A 14,870-nucleotide genomic window follows, 5' to 3' on the forward strand; every position below is an offset into this window, starting at 1 on the left:
CCGTCACGGCTTCACCGCCCGGGTGGCGAAGTAGCCGGGCAGCCATCCGGCGGTGGCGTCGGAGTGGTGCGGCGCCTCCTCGAAGCCGACGATGACGAAGCCGGCGGCGAGCTGACCGCCGATCTGCGCGGTCATCGTGTGGCTGTACTCCAGCGGCGCGTCCGCGCCCCACAGGCGTTCGCGTTCCGCCGCCGGGACGTGGGTCAGGTCGCTGTACGGCAGCCGGTGGCGCACCACCAGTTCGCCGCGCTGGTCCAGCGCCTCGTTGTCGAAGAGGAAGACGTCCGGGTTGAGGAAGCCGGACAGCAGCGTCCCGCCCGGTCGCAGCACCCGGAAGCACTCCCGCCACACCGGCGCGAGCTCGGGCACGAACAGGTTCGACACGGGGTGGAAGACCAGGTCGAACGAGGAGTCCGGGAACGCCGACAGGTCGCGCATGTCACCGAGGACGGTACGCAGCTCCAGGCCGTCGCGCCGGGCGACCGACTCGTCCTGTTCGAGCTGACGCGGCGAGTTGTCGAAGACGGTGACCCGGGCGCCGGCGGCGGCCAGCGTCGGACCCTGCTGCCCGCCGCCCGAGGCCAGACACAGGACGTCCGTGCCCGCGAGTTCGGCGGGGAACCAGGAGCGGTCGACGGGCTGGTAGCCGATCAGGACGATCGACCAGTCGCCGGCCCGCGCCCTGGCGATCGTCTCGCTGGAGACGGGGCGTGACCACTCGTTGCCCTGCTCGACCTGCCGGTCCCAGGCGGTGCGGTTGTGTGCTACCGGGTCAAGAGACATTGCCCCACGCTAGCGGCCGAGGGCCGCGGCGCAGCCGGCATTTCCGCCCGGGCGGCGGACGCCGGATCGCCCGGCGGCACCACGGCGGCGGCCGGCCGGCCGTGACCCGCGGTGGAAAGCTCGTTGCCTCGTCGGTGCGGGAGACCGCACCGACGAGGCAACGACTTGATGCCGCTACCTACTTGACGATCGTGACCGTCGCCGAGCGGTAGTTCTTGCCGTTCTTCTCGGGGTCGTAGCCCTTCTCGACGTTGCCGGAGGCGTCGACCGAGAACCAGCGGAACGTGGTGGTCCCGGTGACGCGGAAGACCTGCCCCGGCTCACGGAACTCGGTGGCCTGGTATCGCGGCGATTCGAGGGTGGGCCGGCTGCCGTCCGTCGTGTAGTAGATGGTGGCGGGCTCGCTCGTCTCGAAGCGCACGTCGACGGACCCGGTGTACCTGCCGCCGCCAGGCACGAGCTCGGACGTCGGCTTCTTCTTGTCCTTACCCCACTCCGCCGCGATCCGGAACATCTCCATGATCCCGTTGGCGTACTCCATCGTCTCGGAGTGGCCGCTGACGAGCGCCGGATTGCCCTCCCAGGCCGGCTGGAACGAGCCGCCCTGCCAGTTGCCGGTGGCCGGGTTGTAGATCGAGCCGCCGACCTCCCAGCCGAAGGAGTAGATCCCGTAGGTGTGGTACATGTCCTCACGGACGTTGCCGGCGGAGGAGTACAGGACGTCCGACGAGCCGCCGACGTTCTCCGGCGTGACGACGGTCTCCCGGTACGCCTTGACCTGCGACAGGATCCTGCCGGCCGACTGCCAGTAGAACGCCTCGTCGCCCAGCGGCGGACGGGGCGTGGTGACCCGTCCGTCCGCGATGTAGGCGCCCGGCTGCCAGAACAGCTGGCCGCCGTTGGAGTGCACCGACATCATGAACTTGATGTTCGAGTACTTCTCGACCAGCCAGACGATGTTCTTCGACTCGGGCTCGGACAGCTTCTCCGGCCCCTGGTAGGTGCCGCTGGTGCAGACCGTCGACCCACCGGCGTAGCCGTCGTGGCCCGACCCGACCCGGTAGTTCCGGTTCAGGTCGACGCCCCACGAGTTGCGGCGGTCCGGGTCGGCGTTCGCGTCCTCGCAGTGGTTCGTCAGGTTCTTACGCTGCGAGGCGTAGTTGTAGAAGCTGTAGTTCGCGCCGTCGGGGTTGTTCGACAGGACGAGGAAGATGTCCGTCTCCTGGACGATCTTCTTCGTGTCCTGGTCGGTCCTGTAGTTGTGCACCAGACGCTCGGCCGTCTCCAGCGTCGTCGTCGCCGGCACCCACTCGCGGGCGTGGTCCTGGGCCTGGATCAGGACACCGGGGTTGCGGCCGTCGCGGTGCTTGCCGATCCGCAGGACCGGGATGGTGGCCTCGCCGCGGGGCACCTCGCCCTCCGGCGCGCCGACGCGCTTCTGGTCGAGGAAGTCGCTCAGCGCGACCGGGGCGGACGTCGGCACGACGAGCCCGGTGCCGGCGTTGCTGCGGTACGGGTGCGCCCGGTCGATCAGGCCCTGGGACTGGGTCTCCAGTGCCGCCGCCACCTGCGCGGCGGTGCTGGCGAGCGCGCCGTTGGCGTCCTTCGCGAGGAGGACGCGGACCGCCTTGCCCGACACGTCGACGCCGAGCGGGAGGCTCGCCCCCGGCCGCTCCACGAATTCGACGGTGACGTCGTTGCCACCCTCGTGGCCCCACGCCGCCGAACTGACGACGACCGCCGCCTGCCCGGTACCGCCGATCGTGGCCTGCGCCTTGCGCTGGTAGCCGTTCGTCTTGTGCGGCAGGTAGACGATCTCGGCGATGTCCGGGTACTGCCGGGCGATCTCCTCGGCGCGGCTGAAGAGCTGCTGCGGATGCTTGTAGCCGTCGATGAAGTCCGACTTGTAGCCGGGGTTGTCCGTCAGCGGCGGCGGAGCGCCCTCGAGCCAGTCGGAGACCTTGCCGGTGGTGACGCCGCCGGTCGAGCTGGTGACCCTGATCTGGTCAGGACGCGCGTCGAGCTTGAACAGGTTCCGGTGGAACATGTACTGCCCGGAGTCGACGAAGCGGCTCATCGTCCGGGCGGAGCCGAACGGCGTACCGACGCCCGAGTCGTTCTCGAGCTGCATCAGGACGATCGGGTTGGTCTGTCCACCTTGGGTGGTCCGTGCCTCGACGTAGAGGAAGCCCTGGCCCTTCGTGGTGAACCAGTCGGCGCGGACGACCCGTACCGTCGCGTCGTTCGCCTCGGTCACCTGCGCCGGCTGGGCGAGCGGCTGGGCGGCCCGCGCCCCGGCGGCCCGGAAGCCGCCGTCGGCCACGTCGCTCCAGGTGAAGCGCTCGTTCTCGCCGAGGATCTTGACGCCCATCGCCTTGAGCTCGGCGACCTGCCCGGCGTCCACGTGCGCCTCGCCCTCGATGCCGTCCGGCACGCGCGTGAGGCCGTGATCGACGTCGTAGCCGGCGGCCACCACCTTGTCGAGCATGTCGGATCCGGTCAGCTTGATGCGTACGTGGTTCGACTCGTGATCCGCGTGGTGGGCTTTTTCGGAACCCGTGGCGGTGGGCCTCGCGGGGTCCGCGCCCGCAGGCGCGGTCGCCACGAAAGTGGTTGCCACCAGGGCGGACATCGCGAAGAACACGATGCGTGGTTGTCTACCTCGCATGCTCCCCTCCTTCTGTCTGTGGCCGTCAGTGAGGTCGCGGCCGGCCCGAGCGCGGGCCGGACCGCATCGATCCATCCAAAAATGGTCATGCCGCGCCCGCCCACGACGAGCCCGGCTTCGACGGATCGCGTCGGAGGACCGTGCCGGGTGTGAGCGGGCCGGGTTCGTCGGATGCAGTGCGTCGTGTCCGCCCACGGCGATCCAGGCCTCGACGGATCGCGTCGAGGACCGTGCGGAGCATGGGCGGAACTGAGGCGGCGGAGGCGTCTTTCACGTCGACGACGTGGCTTGACCTGGATCTTTGCATCGCCTGAGCCGTTTGATCAACCCTCTGCTGCGACGGCCAGAGGCAACCTTGAGGATTCGGTGTGCCGGCCAGCGCCGCAGGTGGCGAACGTGACCGGCGACCACCACGACAGTGGCGCCGTCGAGGGCGCCCGGACGAAGGCCTACGGGCGCAGGTCGACCGAGACGTGCCCGGACAGGGCGCGGAGGAAGTCGGGCGCGTCGAAGATCGCGCCGGCGGAGGCGACGCCGACGGTCCTGGTCCGTCCCGTGAGGACACGGTCGACGGCCTCCACGGCGAGAGGCGCACTGACGGCGTAGATGTCCCGGCCGCTCGCCACGGCACGCCGTCGCACGCCGCCGGAGCGCACGACGGCGTCGACGACGAAGGTCTGCCCGGACCGTCCGCTGTCGTCGATCGCGGCCGGGGCCGGTGTCGCCGGGGCCGCCAACTCGCCGGCCGCCTCGACCGTCATGTAGGTGCAGACCTCGGGGATGGCCAGGTGGCTGGGGACGGTGACGATGTCGGCCATGCTGAACTCGCCGATCACGGCCCGGGTTCCCATCGGCTCGGGGAAGGGCCACCGCACAGCCGGCGGGGTGTCGTCGCGGTACTCCAGTCGTCCCTGGCTGAAGCGGACGCGCCGGCCGTCCCTGCGCTGCCGGGAGACCGTGCCGGCGGCGCGGGTCCCGGGCGTGGGATGCCAACCGCTCAACCCGTACGCGACGTGGGCCTCGTCGGCCGCCGTCCAGTCACCCATCGCTGCGGTGACCAGCAGGTCGCCGAGGCCGCCGAAGAAGGCCATCGCGGGGACCACCGCGGTTCCCGCGGCACGGGCGCGATCGGCGAAGTGCGTGAATGTGTCGAGATTGGCCTCGATCTCGGCCGCCACGTCCACGTACGGGATCCCGGCGCGCAGCGCCGCCTCGATCACGGGGGCGGCGGTCACGGCGAAGGGCCCGGCGCAGTTGACCACCGCGGCCGCGCCGGCCAGCGCGCGGTCGAGCGAGGCCGGGTCGTCGACCGGGGCCGGCCGGATGTCGAGACCCGGACAGGACGCCGCGAGCGCCCGCAGCTTGTCCGCGTCACGTCCGCAGAGCAGCGGTACGAACCCGCGGGCGCGCAACTCCGCCACCACGAAGCGCCCGGTGTGCCCGTACGCGCCGAAGACCGCCACCGTCCGACCCGATCCCATCAGCTCTCCCAGTTTCCGTGCCTGATTGATCAACTCCGCTCATCCTGGTGGCGGTGGCTCGGCGGCGCGAGTGTCTGGAACGACACCTGCCGTACAGTTTCGGACATGGCTACCGTCGCGCTGGCCGTCACCGACGGGATGCTGCACTTCGAGCTGTCCCTGGCGTACGAGGTCTTCGGCGCCGACCTGACCGGCGTGGTCGACCCCTGGTACGGCGTCACCGTCTGCGGATCGGGCGCGGTGCGGGTCGGCCGGTTCCGGCTGGAGCCCGACTGCGGGCTCGACCAGCTCGTGCACGCCGACACGGTGATCGTTCCCGGGTGGGTCGACGTCGACGTGGACCCGCCCGCCGACCTCGTCGACGCGGTGCGCGCGGCCCACGAGGCGGGCGCGCGGGTGGCCTCCCTGTGCACGGGGGCGTTCGTGCTCGCCGCCGCCGGCCTGCTGGACGGCCGACGGGCGACCACGCACTGGGCGCACACCGAGGCCCTGGCGGCCCATTATCCCCGGGTGCAGGTCGATCCGGACGTGCTCTACGTGGACAACGGCAGCGTGCTCACCTCCGCCGGCAAGGCCGCCGCGATGGACCTGTGCCTGCACCTGGTCCGCCTCGACCACGGCTCGGCGGTCGCCAACACGCTCGCCCGCCGCCTGGTCGTACCCCCGCACCGGGCCGGCGGACAGGCCCAGTACGTCACCGCCCCGGTGCCCGACCAGGACGACCATCCGCTCGCCGAGCTGTTCTCCTGGGCGATCGAACGGCTCGACCACGCGTTGACCGTGGAGGACCTGGCCCGCCGGGCGAACATGAGCTCACGCAACCTGGGCCGCCACTTCCGGTCGGTGGCCGGCACCACGCCGCTGCAATGGCTGCTGACCCAGCGGATCCGGCACGCCCAGGAGCTGCTGGAGACCACCGGCGACAGCATCGACGCCATCGCGGCGGCCACCGGCATGGGCACCGCCGCGACGCTGCGCCGGCACTTCAACCGCACCGTCGGCGTGCCCCCGGACACCTACCGCCGCACCTTCCGCAGCACCCGGTCCGGCGCGCGTTGACGAGCCACCACGGGGCCGGCGCGGCCCTGCTCCGGCCGCCCGCCTGACCCGCGTACCGGTGACCGCCTGCGGTCGCCGGCGACGTCACACGCGCGTCGGGCTCCTCCGAGCGGCGGCAGGCAGGGGCCGCAGGGTGAGCACCTCACCGAGCCCGTCGACGTGGGTCAGCCTGGTGGCGAACGCGGCGCTCAGGGCGCGGCGCAGGTAGTCCAGCACCGCCGGCCCCGGGGTGAGCGGCGCCGAACCGGTGTCGCCCGTGCCGACCAGGTGCACCTCGCGGGCGAGCCGTCCGGAGGTGTTGACGAACCGGCAGAGGTCGTCCCACCGCAGGTACCGCCAGAAGTCGACGCTGACCACCGCGTCGAGGCTGCCCGGCGGGATGGGCGGGTCCATGCCGACCAGGTGGTGGTTCGTCGGGCCCGGCGGGGCGGCGTAGTCGAAGGTCAGCGCCCCGGTCGGCAGGTCGACCTGATCGCTGCCGGTGCCAACCCACAGCACGCGGGGGCCGGGAAGGCGGTCGGCGAGCCGGTCGAACGCCGGCCCGATCCGGCACGTCGAGCGCCGCGCGCAGTCGGTGGCCGCGGAGCGGTAGTACACGATGCGCTCAAGCGAGTCGTACACGTCCAGCAGGCCGTAGAACTCCCATTCGATGACGTGGTACTGCCCGGTCAGGAGGCTCCGGTTGGCCGCGAAGTCGGACCAGTCGCGGTCGGTGTTGCGGTGGTGCGGGAGGTGGAAGGCGCGGGCCTCGTCGTCGAAGGCGAAGTTCAGTTCGGTCACGCCGAGGTGCCGGTGCACCCGGTAGAACAGCTCGATGTCCTCCAGGCCCCAGCGCAGCCCGGAGCGTTCGTCGAACCCCCCGGCCCGGTCGAAGGTGTCCCGGGCGAGCGAGATGTTGTGGGTGTAGGCGAGCGCCCAGCCCGCCCGGAGCCACTCCGGCCCCGGGGGCTGACCGTGCGGGAAACGCAGGTCACCGGCGCGGTCCGCGCGGCGGCGGGGGACGTCGGTCATCTCCCCGTCGTCGAGGGCGGCCTCGACGTGCTCCAGGCTCAGCTCGTCGCGCCGGCCCATCAGCACGGCGGGCCGGCCGGCGACGGCGTGGTGGGCCAGGTGGCGCTCCAGCAACTGCGGGGAGGCGTACGAGTCGGCGTCGAGGAACAACAGCAGCGGCGCCCGGGTGTGCCGGACCGCCTCGTTGCGGGCTGCGGAGCGTCCCCGCCGTCGGGGGAACTCCAGCAGGCGGAGGTCGAGACCGGTGGCGGCCTCGACGGCGTCGGCGTAACCGGCGGGGGAGCCGCCGTCGCGGATGACCACCACCTCGAAGCGCTCGGGGCTCACCGTCTGTCGCGTCAACGACCGCAGCGTCAGTGCCAGGCACTGCGCGTCCTGGTAGGTGGGTATGACCACGCTCAGCTCGACCGCGTCGTTCGTCCGTGCCGTCATTCGACTTCCCCGTCATGGTGGTGGTGCGCGATTTCCGTTGACGCGCCTCGCGCGGGAGCGCGGCCCGGTCGGGTCACGCGTAGGGTTCACGTTCCGGCCAGGACCGTCGTCGTCGACGGTGCCGGTGGGAGCTAAGCAGCGCGCCAAATGAGGATCAATCGATTCGTCGATGTCTGGGGTGCGATCAGTGGATCGACAGGGGTCCCGACGACGCCGGGTGACGGACGCGGGGCGCGGCGTCGAGGAGACCCCGCAACCCGGCCGGCAACCGGCACCGTACGGGGACGGGCGCGCGTGCGGCCGGTCACTACGCTGCGGCCCGTGGAGCGGATGGCGGGTGTGTTCTGGATGGGCGGCTGCGCGGCAGTGGCCGTCCTGCTCGTGGCGGGCGTCGTCGCGCTGGTCGTGGCGTCCCACCGGCGGGAGCGGGAGCGGCGGGAGCACTGGCGACAGTGGGCCGCCCGGTACGGCTGGACCTTCGCCGAGCGGCCCCAGATCACCTGGACCGACCGGGTGCCGGGCCGCAACCGCCGGGGCGTGCGGTTCGCGCTGACCGGGACGTTGCAGGGCCGACCCGTCTGCGTGGCCGAGTACGCGTACACCGAGACGCACAGCTCGACCGGCGCGGACGGCAACCAGACGACCACCACGCACACCCACACGTACGTCGTCTGCTCGGTGTGGCTGCGGCGGTCGTTCCCGGCGCTCGCGGTCGGACCGCGCCACGCGTTCTCGAAACTGGGCCGCGCGCTGTTCGGCAGCGACACCTACGCCACCGGGCACGAGGAGTTCGACCGGCAGTGGCGGGTGGCCGCGGCGGCCCCGGGGCAGCAGGCGCTGGTCGGGCCGACCCTGATCGCCGCGCACCTGGCGGGAGCGGTGCCGGCCTGGAGCGTGCGGGGGGCGGAACTGGTCACCTACCGGCGCGGTCGGCTGGAGGACGCCGCCCTGGTGCCGTCGCTGACGACCCCGCTGATCACGGTCGCCGACCTGCTGGAGCAGGGCCGCTGACGAGCGCCGGCCCCGACGGGACGGCCGGCGGGAAGAGCGCGGGAGGCCGGACTCCAGGGGGCCGGCCTCCCGTCACGAGCGGTGACTCACGGCCGCCAGGAGCCGGTGGTCTCGAACCTGTGCTGGTATTCCAGCGCGCCGTTCTTGTCGGCCACGTTGAACACCACCGTGCCCGCGCGTTTGCTGCCCTCGGGCAGGTTGTTGCCGGAGCCCAGGGTGTCGCCGCAGCCGGAGAGCGCGCTCGCCAGGCCGTTGGCGGTGGTGCCGTTGGCGGCCACCCAGTTGAAGTAGAACGGGTTGATGGAGCTCTTGCCCTTGGTCACCGTCGCGGTGACGTGGGCGATCAGGTACATGCCCTTGTCGGGGGGCGGGGCGTACGACCGGCAGCCCTTGGTCTCCGTCGTGAACCGGGTGACCGTGATCTCGATGGTGCCGTCGTCGTCGGAGACCACCAGGGTGGCGCCGGGCCTCAGGTTGAAGTTCTCGCCGTCCCTCGCCGCCGGGGAGGGGCCGTCCGGCTGCAACGTGATTCTCGGGGCGGCGGCCTTCTCCAGGTCGTTCGCCGCCTTGTTGGCGCCGGCGACGAGGGCGACGACGCCGCCGACGCAGCAGAGCAGGGCCAGCACGGCCACCACGGCCACGACGATCAGGACGGTGTTGTTCTTCTTCGGCGGGGCGACCGGATGCGGCGCGCCGAAAGGGTGACCGGGCGCGCCGCCCGGGTAGCCTGGCCCACCCGGCGCGTAGCCGGGTCCACCGGGCGGCGGGTAGCCGGGCCCGGCGGCCGGATACCCGGGCGTGCCGGACACCGGCGGGTACGGCGTGCCCGACGTCGGCTGGTGCGGGGCGGCCCACGGCTCGCCCGGCATCCCGGACACCGGCGGCTGCGGCACCCCGGAGACCGGTGGCTGCGGCACCCCGGAGACCGGCGGCTGCGCCCACGGCTCGCCGGGCGCGCCCGACACCGGGGGCTGCGGTGCCCCGGAGACCGGCGGCTGCGGCGCGGCCCACGGGTCGCCGGCCGGCTGCTGCGGCGGTACGGGCGGGAGCGGAGCCCACGGGTCGCCCGTGGCCTGCGGGGCGCCGGAGGTCGGCGGCTGCGGCGGGTGACCGCCCTGGTCGGCGGGGAACTGCGGCATCGGTGCCGGCGGGTACGGCTGCGGCTGCTGCTCCGGGCTCGGTCGGTTCGGATCCTGCGGCCCGTAAGGGGGCGGGGGGTGACTCACCGTACTCCTAGGCACCTGACGACGACGGCAAACGCGGCTGACGCTACCGTGCGCGGACAACGGACCATCTTCGCGTCTCCGGCAGCGCCGCGCCGTCCCCTGTTCGGATTCCGTGCCCGGGTCAACCGGGCAGCAGGACGGCGGCGGTGCGGACCAGCGCGTCGTCCACCGCGAACCGGCCGGTGACCAGCGCGGGCGGACGGGCGAGCGGAGCCGCGTCGAGTCGCGCTGGGGCGATGCGGGCGGTGAAGGTGCCGGCGTCCGGATCCAACTCCACCAGCGCGTCGTGGAAGTCCAGCCACGTGCCGACGACCGGGTGCCACACCTTGTAGATCGTCTCCTTGGCGCTGAACAGCACCGCCGGCCAGGAGGTCCCCACCGGCAGGCGGGCGCACCGCTCCTGCTCCTCGGGCAGGCAGATCAGCCGGCGTACGCCCGCGTTGAGCTCCCGGTGCCCCTCTGCGTCGATGCCGACCGACCGGACCTCGCCGGCGCGGGCCGCGACGGCTGCGCAGTAGCCCGCAGTGTGGGTGATGGCACCGACCACACCGGTCGGCCAGACCGGCGACCGATCTGCGGCCGTCGGCACCGCCACCGGGGGCACGCCCAGCGCGGTCATCGCCCGCCGGGCGCAGACCCGCCCGGCCGTGAAGTCGCGGCGGCGGCTGTCCACCGCGCGTTCGCTCAAGCAGGCCCGTTCGGCCGGCAGCAGCTCGCCGACCCAGTCCGCCGGCCCGGCCACGGCCACCGCCACGGACGACGGCAGCAGGTCACGCATCGCCGCCTGCCGACAGGTACGACCGCACGCGCGTCCGCCCGGCGTCGGGCCCGCCGGCCGGTGGCCGGTGCGGCGGCTGGCGGCCGGACCGCCGGGCCGGCGCCCCGTCCACGGTCGGCGTCGCGAGGGTCATGGTTGGTGAACGTACCGCAAGGCGTAACACCGCAGCGTCCTGCGGCGCTGACAGGGCGTCGCCGGTGGGCAGGGGCCGGTCCACTGTCGACCGGTCCGCCGGGGCGGGTCGCCACGTGATCCGGAGAGGGAGTGCGATGACCGGTGGTACGGAGTCCTCGGCGTCCGGCACGGACGAGCACGCCCCACTTGCTCCCGCCTGGACCTGCGGCACGTGCGGGGCGGACTGGCCGTGCCCGGCCAAGCGGTCCCGTCTGCTGGAGGAGTACCGGCGGGACCGCGCCATGCTCAGCGTGTACCTGGGGTCCTGTCTCGCGGCCGCCGCGCAGGACCTGCCGCCGTCCGCCGGCACGTCCCTCCAGGGCCGGTTTCTCGGCTGGCTGCCCCGCAACCCCCGGGCCTCCTGACCGCACCCCGGCGCGGCTGGTCGCCCGCCCCGGGGTGCCCGGCGGTCAGTACGCGTGCGTCACCGTGATCGTGATGTTCGTGCAGGAGTTCGCCCGGCTGGTCAACGCGCTCTTCTCGGCGCTGTCGACGCTCAGCCGCCACCGGGTCTTCACCGCCACCCACTCGCCGACGTAGCGGCACTTCTCGTTGGTGGGCTGCCAGGTGGCCGGGTCCTGGTCGCCCTTGGCCTGGTTGACGTTGTCGGTCACCGCGACCAGCGACCTGACGTCGCCGAGGTCGTTGGCGAACGCCTGCCGCCGCGACGTGGTCCAGTTGCGAGCCCCCGAGTCCCACGCCTCGGCGAGCGGAACCATGTGGTCGATGTCCAGGTCGGACGGGTTGGTCCAGTAGGCGGCGTCGTAGTAGGAGCGCCAGCGCCCGCCGGTCAGTTGGCAGCCGGAGCCCACCGTGGGGCGGGTGGTGGCCTCGGCGATCAGCACCTCGTAGCGGGTGTTGCAGCCGTCGGAGTCGGCGTCGGTCCAGTGCGGGAACAGGTCCCGGTTGTAGCCGGTGCGTACCTCGGTGGCCACCGGCAGGTCGGCGACGAGGGTGCGCAGCGGTACCGAGACGGTGGCGGCGTGGGCGGGAGCCGACAGGCCGAGGGTGGCGGCGGTGACGGTGGCCAGCAGGCCGCCGGTCCAGCGGAGGGTACGGGTCATCGTGAACTCCGTCCGATCGATCGGGATGGCTGACAGTGCAACCGGCCCGGGTGCCGACGGACCGGACCCAGGGTTACTGGAGAACCAAATCTATCGATACGTTACGGGAAGTCTCCCATCGATGGGAATCCCGATCACTGCGAAATCTGGCAGAGCCCGTTGCTGCCGGGGTGCCGATCCGTACCGTTTGCGCAAGATGACGGACCGTTAGGTGCCGGATGTAAACCATCCGTGCGGTGTCGCGTTGGTCGGAAATCTGACCGAAGTCGACCCGTTGTGCCAGTGGTAGGTGGTGGTTAAGCTCTTGATGCGCGCCCCAATCGCCCGCTTCCCCCGTGGCAGGCGATCGGGGCGCGCATCTACGTCGAACGGGCCCGCACGCCACCGCGTGCGGGCCCGTTCTTTGTGCACCCGCCGCGCCGCCCGGGGGCGCGCGGCGGGTGCCGTGCCGTCCGTCAGATCCAGCGGCCGTCCAGCCACATCCGCGCCGACCACTCGGCGTACGGCAGCACCTTCCCGACGAAGATCGGATGGAAGTACGCGAAGCAGAGCGCGACCAGCAGGACGTACGCCCCGGCGATCACCCCGCCGACCAGCCGGCGGTCCCGAAGCTCGTCCGACTCGACGCGCGCGGCGGCGGGGCCGCCGTCTCCCGGCTGCGCGGCGACGGCGCCCGGTGGACCGGCCGGCGTGATGATCGCGCCGAGCACGTAGACCACCGCCAGCACCAGGAACGGCAGGACCGGTGCGGTGTAGAAGGAGAACATCGTCCGGCCGTCGAGGGCGAACCAGAACCAGGGCAGCAGACCGGCCGCCACGACGAGCAGGATCGCCCCCGCCCGCCAGTCCCGCCGGGCCAGGCCCAGCCAGGCCAGTGCCGCCAGCGCGGGCAGGAACGACCACCAGAGCAACGGGGTGCCCAGCAGCAGGATCTCGGAGGCGCAGCTCGGCGCCCCGCAGGGCCCGTTGCCAACCCAGTAGAAGGCGACCGGCCGGCCGAGCAGCAGCCACTGCCACGGCCACGACTGGTACTTGTGCGGGTCGTCGAGGCCGGCGTGGAAGCCGTACGCGGCCTTGTGGTACTCGATCAGGTTGTTCAACGCGCCGAAGACCGGGGTGTCGCTCAGCGGGGCGTTCGGGTAGCGCTCGGCCAGCCGGTAGTAGCCCTCGTCGCCGAGCAGCCAGCCGGACCAGGTGGCGACGTAGGTGAGCACCATCAGCACGCCGGCCAGCACCAGCCACGGCACCTCGTCGAGGAGGGCGTCCCGCCACGGCCGGCGTACGCCGGCGGAACGGCGGACCCCGACCTCCCACAGGATCACCAGCAGCGCGAAGACGGGCAGGAAGTAGAGCGCGCTCCACTTGACCGCGCAGGCGCAGCCGAAGAGGACCCCGGCGGCGAGCCGCCACCACGGCCAGTTCCGCCAGCCGCCCGCCGGCCGTCCGGCCCGCCCGGGCCGGCCCGGGTCCAGGCCGGCCTCCAGCGCCCGGGCCCACCGGCGGCGCCGGGCGTCCCGGTCGAGCACCAGGGCGCCGAACGTGGCCAGCACGAAGAACAGCAGGAAGATGTCGAGCAGCGCGGTGCGAGAGAGCACCAGGTGGAAGCCGTCCAGCGCGAGCAGCAGGCCGGCGGCGCAGCCCAGCGCGGTCGAGCGGAACATCCGGCGGCCGATGCGGACCAGCAGCAGCACCGACAGGGTGCCGACGACCGCCGCCGAGACCCGCCAGCCGAACTCCGGCGCCGTCGTCATCAGGTGCCCCGGCACGGAGATGCCGTGCTCCGCGTCGGAGTAGCCGAAGGCCCACTCGCCGAACCCGATCAGCCACTTGCCCAGCGGCGGGTGGACCACGTACGACGGGCCGCCGTCCTTGTAGTTCCACTCGACGCCCTTGTCGATCAGCCCCCAGCCGTCCCGGGCGTAGTAGGTCTCGTCGAAGATCTTGCCCGGCGGGTGGCTCAGGCCGACGAAGCGCAGGATCGCCGCGATGGCGACGATCACGCCGGTGGCGAGCCAGGAACGCCCGTCCAACCGGGCCTCGACGGTGGCCAGCCGCCGCCGGACCACGCCGGGGATCCCGCCGGAAGCCGGGGACGTGCCCTCCGGCGGACCGCCGTCCGTGAGGTCCTGCCCCGCCTGGTCCGCGCTCTGTGCTGTCGACGCACTCGTCACCCGGCGATCGTAGGCTGCGAAGGTGCCCGGTGGCGCCCGTCGTCCCCGATACCGGTAAAGCCGTCGATGAAGGAGTTGCATCTCGTGGGTGAAAAGTCCGAAACCGGGCGCCTGGTCCTGCTCGGCGCGCCGCTCGGCAACCCCGCCGACGCCTCCGCCCGGTTCCGCGAGGTGCTCGCCGCCGCGGACGTGGTGGCCGCCGAGGACACCCGCCGGCTGACCCGGCTGGCCCGGGACCTCGACGTCACCGTCGGCGGCCGCATCGTCTCCTACTTCGAGGGCAACGAGGAGCGGCGCACCCCCGAGCTGGTCGACGTGCTGACCGCCGGCTACCTGGTCGCCCTGGTCACCGACGGCGGCATGCCGAGCGTCTCCGACCCGGGCTACCGGCTGGTCCGGGCCGCCCTGGACGCCGGCGTGCCGGTCACCGCCGCCCCGGGCCCGAGCGCGGTCACCACCGCCCTGGCACTGTCCGGCCTGCCCTGCGACCGGTTCTGCTTCGAGGGCTTCCTGCCGCGCACCGGCGGCGCCCGCCGGTCCCGCCTGCGGGCGCTCGCCGCCGAGGAGCGGACGCTTGTCTTCTTCGAGGCGCCGCACCGGATCGCCGCCGCGCTCGCCGACCTGGCCGCCGCGTTCGGCGCCGACCGGCCCGCCGCGCTCTGCCGCGAGCTGACCAAGACGTACGAGGAGATCGTCCGCCGCCCGCTCGGCGAGCTGGCCGACTGGGCGGCCGAAGGGGAGCCGCGCGGCGAGATCACCCTCGTCGTGGCCGGTGCGCCCGAGTCGGCCCCCGAGCGGCCCGACGACGACACGCTGCGCGCCGCCGTCGCCGCCCGCGAGGCCGCAGGGCTGTCCCGCCGGGACGCGATCACCGAGGTCGCCTCGGAGTACGCCCTGCGCCGCCGCGACGTCTACGCCGTCGTGCACGCCTGACATCCGGGTCGGCACGCCTGACACCCGGCTGGCATCTCCACCCGGCCCGGCTGGGATACCGATCAGGCCCGGCCGGGCA

Annotated in this window: 12 protein-coding genes; 4 read left to right on the forward strand and 8 right to left on the reverse strand. The window is 72.8% G+C overall.

Annotated elements, in window-relative coordinates; translation table 11 throughout:
• Nucleotides 1-3 precede the first annotated feature (3 nt).
• From AC0OO9_RS18200 to AC0OO9_RS18210, 3 genes are all read right to left on the reverse strand, one after another.
• Nucleotides 4-783, reverse strand: coding sequence for a class I SAM-dependent methyltransferase (locus tag AC0OO9_RS18200; protein ID WP_484511259.1), 780 nt, complete (start codon nt 781-783; stop codon nt 4-6).
• Between the two features lie 178 nt (nt 784-961).
• Nucleotides 962-3,451 carry a M14 family metallopeptidase gene (locus AC0OO9_RS18205; protein ID WP_484511260.1) on the reverse strand — a complete coding sequence of 830 codons (2,490 nt, stop codon included), beginning with the start codon at nt 3,449-3,451 and terminating at the stop codon, nt 962-964.
• A gap of 449 nt (nt 3,452-3,900) precedes the next feature.
• Nucleotides 3,901-4,932: a saccharopine dehydrogenase family protein gene (locus tag AC0OO9_RS18210; RefSeq protein WP_484511261.1), complete on the reverse strand. Its 1,032-nt coding sequence runs from the start codon at nt 4,930-4,932 to the stop codon at nt 3,901-3,903.
• A gap of 105 nt (nt 4,933-5,037) precedes the next feature.
• Here AC0OO9_RS18210 and AC0OO9_RS18215 point away from each other — a divergent pair, with 105 nt between their 5' ends.
• Entirely contained in the window at nt 5,038-5,991 is a 954-nt protein-coding gene (locus tag AC0OO9_RS18215; RefSeq protein ID WP_484511262.1) for a helix-turn-helix domain-containing protein, read from the forward strand.
• Between the two features lie 84 nt (nt 5,992-6,075).
• Here the strand turns inward: AC0OO9_RS18215 and AC0OO9_RS18220 are convergent, their stop codons facing one another.
• Nucleotides 6,076-7,434: a glycosyltransferase family 2 protein gene (locus AC0OO9_RS18220; protein ID WP_484511263.1), complete on the reverse strand. Its 1,359-nt coding sequence runs from the start codon at nt 7,432-7,434 to the stop codon at nt 6,076-6,078.
• A 321-nt stretch (nt 7,435-7,755) separates the two neighbouring features.
• Between AC0OO9_RS18220 and AC0OO9_RS18225 the strand changes: the two genes are divergently transcribed.
• Nucleotides 7,756-8,445, forward strand: a complete 690-nt coding sequence (locus AC0OO9_RS18225) for a hypothetical protein (RefSeq protein WP_484511264.1) — start codon at nt 7,756-7,758, stop codon at nt 8,443-8,445.
• Between the two features lie 86 nt (nt 8,446-8,531).
• On the opposite strand, the gene AC0OO9_RS18230 is transcribed toward AC0OO9_RS18225, so the two are convergent.
• Together AC0OO9_RS18230 and AC0OO9_RS18235 are read right to left on the reverse strand one after the other, a co-directional pair.
• Nucleotides 8,532-9,584: a DUF4352 domain-containing protein gene (locus AC0OO9_RS18230; RefSeq protein WP_484511265.1), complete on the reverse strand. Its 1,053-nt coding sequence runs from the start codon at nt 9,582-9,584 to the stop codon at nt 8,532-8,534.
• Nucleotides 9,585-9,792: 208 nt separating this feature from the next.
• Nucleotides 9,793-10,449, reverse strand: a complete 657-nt coding sequence (locus tag AC0OO9_RS18235) for a 4'-phosphopantetheinyl transferase family protein (RefSeq protein WP_484511266.1) — start codon at nt 10,447-10,449, stop codon at nt 9,793-9,795.
• 269 nt (nt 10,450-10,718) lie between these two features.
• On the opposite strand from AC0OO9_RS18235, the gene AC0OO9_RS18240 reads away from it, so the two are divergent.
• A complete protein-coding gene (locus AC0OO9_RS18240) occupies nt 10,719-10,988 on the forward strand; it encodes a hypothetical protein (RefSeq protein ID WP_484511267.1) in 270 nt (89 codons plus the stop codon).
• A 45-nt stretch (nt 10,989-11,033) separates the two neighbouring features.
• Here AC0OO9_RS18240 and AC0OO9_RS18245 read toward each other — a convergent pair whose 3' ends face one another.
• A complete protein-coding gene (locus tag AC0OO9_RS18245; protein WP_357576559.1) occupies nt 11,034-11,687 on the reverse strand; it encodes an HNH endonuclease family protein in 654 nt (217 codons plus the stop codon).
• Between the two features lie 455 nt (nt 11,688-12,142).
• Nucleotides 12,143-13,858, reverse strand: coding sequence for a dolichyl-phosphate-mannose--protein mannosyltransferase (locus AC0OO9_RS18250; protein WP_484511268.1), 1,716 nt, complete (start codon nt 13,856-13,858; stop codon nt 12,143-12,145).
• 66 nt (nt 13,859-13,924) lie between these two features.
• Here AC0OO9_RS18250 and rsmI point away from each other — a divergent pair, with 66 nt between their 5' ends.
• A complete protein-coding gene (gene rsmI, locus AC0OO9_RS18255) occupies nt 13,925-14,791 on the forward strand; it encodes a 16S rRNA (cytidine(1402)-2'-O)-methyltransferase (RefSeq protein ID WP_484511269.1) in 867 nt (288 codons plus the stop codon).
• Nucleotides 14,792-14,870 lie beyond the last annotated feature (79 nt).

Source organism: Micromonospora sp. USAFONa4 (assembly GCF_057197825.1).

What these genes read in the sequence shown, in the direction of transcription:
- AC0OO9_RS18200 (WP_484511259.1), bottom strand. Translation starts at nt 783, where the DNA reads ATGTCTCTTGACCCGGTAGCACACAACCGCACCGCCTGGGACCGGCAG.
- AC0OO9_RS18205 (WP_484511260.1), bottom strand. Translation starts at nt 3,451, where the DNA reads ATGCGAGGTAGACAACCACGCATCGTGTTCTTCGCGATGTCCGCCCTG.
- AC0OO9_RS18210 (WP_484511261.1), bottom strand. Translation starts at nt 4,932, where the DNA reads ATGGGATCGGGTCGGACGGTGGCGGTCTTCGGCGCGTACGGGCACACC.
- AC0OO9_RS18215 (WP_484511262.1), top strand. Translation starts at nt 5,038, where the DNA reads ATGGCTACCGTCGCGCTGGCCGTCACCGACGGGATGCTGCACTTCGAG.
- AC0OO9_RS18220 (WP_484511263.1), bottom strand. Translation starts at nt 7,434, where the DNA reads ATGACGGCACGGACGAACGACGCGGTCGAGCTGAGCGTGGTCATACCC.
- AC0OO9_RS18230 (WP_484511265.1), bottom strand. Translation starts at nt 9,584, where the DNA reads ATGCCGCAGTTCCCCGCCGACCAGGGCGGTCACCCGCCGCAGCCGCCG.
- AC0OO9_RS18235 (WP_484511266.1), bottom strand. Translation starts at nt 10,449, where the DNA reads ATGCGTGACCTGCTGCCGTCGTCCGTGGCGGTGGCCGTGGCCGGGCCG.
- AC0OO9_RS18240 (WP_484511267.1), top strand. Translation starts at nt 10,719, where the DNA reads ATGACCGGTGGTACGGAGTCCTCGGCGTCCGGCACGGACGAGCACGCC.
- AC0OO9_RS18245 (WP_357576559.1), bottom strand. Translation starts at nt 11,687, where the DNA reads ATGACCCGTACCCTCCGCTGGACCGGCGGCCTGCTGGCCACCGTCACC.
- rsmI (WP_484511269.1), top strand. Translation starts at nt 13,925, where the DNA reads ATGAAGGAGTTGCATCTCGTGGGTGAAAAGTCCGAAACCGGGCGCCTG.